The organism is uncultured Gilliamella sp., from assembly GCA_945271295.1.
GTDB lineage: Bacteria > Pseudomonadota > Gammaproteobacteria > Enterobacterales > Orbaceae > Gilliamella.
The window spans coordinates 1-2,632 of sequence record CALYPG010000050.1 but is presented as its reverse complement, the minus strand read 5'-3'; the positions used below and the strand labels follow the sequence as shown (position 1 = coordinate 2,632).

Annotated in this window: 2 protein-coding genes and 1 pseudogene; all 3 read right to left on the bottom strand. The window is 37.2% G+C overall.

Annotated elements, in window-relative coordinates; all coding sequences use genetic code 11:
- Positions 1-197, bottom strand: a pseudogene (locus tag Q0K76_RS12945) (hypothetical protein); the annotation flags it as partial.
- A gap of 60 nt (positions 198-257) precedes the next feature.
- On the bottom strand, positions 258-1,466 hold the full coding sequence (locus Q0K76_RS12940) for an MFS transporter (RefSeq protein WP_294616080.1): 1,209 nt from the start codon (positions 1,464-1,466) through the stop codon (positions 258-260).
- A 220-nt stretch (positions 1,467-1,686) separates the two neighbouring features.
- On the bottom strand, positions 1,687-2,568 hold the full coding sequence (locus Q0K76_RS12935) for a LysR family transcriptional regulator (protein ID WP_025331360.1): 882 nt from the start codon (positions 2,566-2,568) through the stop codon (positions 1,687-1,689).
- Positions 2,569-2,632: the final 64 nt, after the last annotated feature.

Sequence of the window (2,632 nt, the reverse complement as noted above, 5' to 3'; positions counted from 1 at the left end):
AGTGTTTTTAATGTTTGGGCAGCAATCGTATCGACCCATTGATGCCATTCGGCATTAATTTTAGGATGATCATTCCAAAAGGGGGTGTCGCCAGAGACTAAAGGTTGTAATGCCTGACTCACTGTTGATGGATTTGGAAAATGTTGCATAGCCACTTCTGCTGTGTTTGCAAGTGTTGTTTGTACAAAAGTTAGCATAAACACTAAAGCCGTAAACTTGAATTTTATTTGTGATCCTTTTTATCTATATGAGATTGATTAAGCAAGGTTGCCTGTTGCTTTTTTATATAAACTAAAACACAAGGCGGTAATGATGGCACCCATAATACAAATAATCGTGGCCGTGATAAAAATGCCACTAAACCCTAATTGGTCAAAGGTCATTCCACCAACACCAGCCGCTAAACCAATGGAAAATTGAATCGCGGCAACCGATAATCCACCAACCAGTTCAGCTTTATCAGCAAGCGTTCGAGTGATCCACGTTGACCAACCAACAGGGATAAATCCAAACACAAATCCCCAAGCAATCACTAATGTAGTATCCATAGTCACATTATCAGAACTTAAAAACCTATATTTAATAAATAAGAGCATGGCTATAGCGGCTAAGACTAAATGAATGGCGATCATCACAGGTCTAAAAAATCGGCCAAGTAGTAAACCCGCAACAAAGGTTCCGATGCAATTAGCGATACCAAACACCAATAAAATAAGGGTTAACGGACCGGCTTGTAGTGCTAAATTGTGCTCTAAAAACGGTCGCAGATAAGTAAAAAAGAGGTGATAACCTCCATAACTAAAAATTGTACCGATAATGCCAAGAAAACACCAATTTTGCTTAAATAGGGCAAACATATTTTTAAAATTAGTGCTTTCACGCGGCGGTAAAGATGGTAGGGTAAGCCGTTGCCAAACTAGCGCGATAAAACTTAACGCCGCAGCAATAAAAAACACATTACGCCAACCGACTAAATGACCTAAATAACTGGCAAGAGGCAGTGAAATAATCGTTGCAACCGACACTCCGGCATAGACAATACTTAATGCTCGAGGAATATCTTTACTCGGCGCTAATTGTAATACTACAGCAGATGCCATTGACCAAAATCCGCCAACACAAATCCCTAATAGCGCTCGACCAATCAGCATAATGAAATAATTAGGCGCAACAGCAATGAACAAATTGGATAATACTAATAAAATAGAAAAAGTGAGTAATACTACCCGACGATTAATATTTTGGGTCATGGGTGCGAGAACCAGACTGGTGACTACTGCAAAAATCCCCACCATTGTGACGCTTTGGCCTGCTTGACCTTCAGTAATATTGAAATCTTGTGCGATAGGTGTTAATAAGCTAACGGGAATAAATTCCGCGGTAATCAAACTTGTTACCCCAATAAATAGCGAGAATATTGCTCCCCAATACGCCGTAGTTGGGGAATTTAATGTGTTATCTGACATGGTTAATCCCATTATTATATTAAAGACGAATGAATTGAATGGGTCATAGTCTAAATAGCAGCTAAAGATATGTAAATTACTTATATTTTATGGTTATTTATGCTTTAAAAGCATGGGTATAAGCTGTATTTAATGTCATTAATATCAATAAAAAGAAGTTATAAGAATAAGCTCAGCAAAATAGGAGGATCATTTTGCTCACTTCTATATTCAGAGGGATTTATTGAGAAAAAGCCTGTTTCATTCGCTGTAAACCGATTTCAGCAGCTTTTGAAAAAATTTGATAACGTTTCCAAACTATGTGAATATCAACCGTTAATTGTGGCTCTAAAGGTTTAAAACAAAGATGACTATTACCAGTCGTGTTAATCAGCTTATCAATACTTAATGCATAACCCATGTTTTTTTCAACCATAAGTGAGGCATTGTAAAGTAGGTTATATGAGCCAATCACATTGAGTTTATCTAAATCACGTTTTAACCAGCGCGTAATTCGGATATCGACTTCTTTCTGTTTAGAGATAATAAGTGGCAAGTTCCATAAATCGCTAGGTCTAATCACATCTTGATGCGCAAGTGGACTATCTTTACGCATTAACACCCCCCAAGTATCTTTTTCGGGCAATAGTAACGACTCATATTTGCTGATATTTTCCACACCAATTAATAATCCAAAATCGAGTAAGCCTTTATCGATACGTTCTGTTACTTCATCAGCATCACCACTATAAATATGCACATGAATTTGCGGATAGTCGTGTTGTAATGCCTTAACAACCTCAGCAATTAATCCCATGGCATGGGTTTCACCACAACCAATATAGATATCGCCACTGATTTCCTCAGCTGAGGTTTGAAACTCTAATTCAGTTTTTTGCACTAATTCTAAAATTTCTTCAGCACGTTTGCGTAAACGCATACCTTCATCGGTTAAGGTAATTTTACGACTGCCTCGAATAAATAAGGTTTTACCCAATTCTTGCTCTAATTCAGCCAGTTGACGAGATAATGTTGGCTGAGTCAGATGTAAATACTCAGCAGCCGCAGTGATACTTTCCTCTCTAGCAAGAGCTAAAAAATAACGTAATACTTTAATATCCAAAATGACCTCACATACAACTATTTTTTATGCTTAAAAAGTATAACAATAATTAAGTTATAGGAAA

Bases quoted from the DNA above. Each gene is read 5' to 3' on its own strand.
- Q0K76_RS12940 (WP_294616080.1), bottom strand. From the start codon at position 1,466: ATGTCAGATAACACATTAAATTCCCCAACTACGGCGTATTGGGGAGCA.